General features: G+C 61.8%; 1 protein-coding gene. It reads right to left on the reverse strand.

Features of this window, described 5'->3' with window-relative positions; genetic code table 11:
- Positions 1–16: 16 nt before the first annotated feature.
- The coding region (locus tag MJ601_RS21850; RefSeq protein ID WP_242130494.1) for an addiction module antidote protein at positions 17–220 on the reverse strand (204 nt) is incomplete at its 5' end.

Here is a 220-nt window from a genome sequence, read left to right on the forward strand (position 1 = left end):
GGATCGGCAGGTCCGGTTAAGCGGCAGCCTCGATTCGCATCCGTAAGCCGAGCGCGGGCAGCACCTTGAGCATGGTTTCCAGCGTAGGGTTTCCGTCCGGGCCGAGGGCACGGTAAAGCTGCTGACGCTTGATGCCGGTCTCCTTCGACAGTTCCGTCATGCCATGAGCGCGGGCCACGATACCGATGGCTTTTGCGATGACATGGACATCGCCGGTTGT

The sequence above is a fragment of the Sphingobium trunci genome, assembly GCF_022664535.1.
GTDB lineage: Bacteria > Pseudomonadota > Alphaproteobacteria > Sphingomonadales > Sphingomonadaceae > Sphingobium.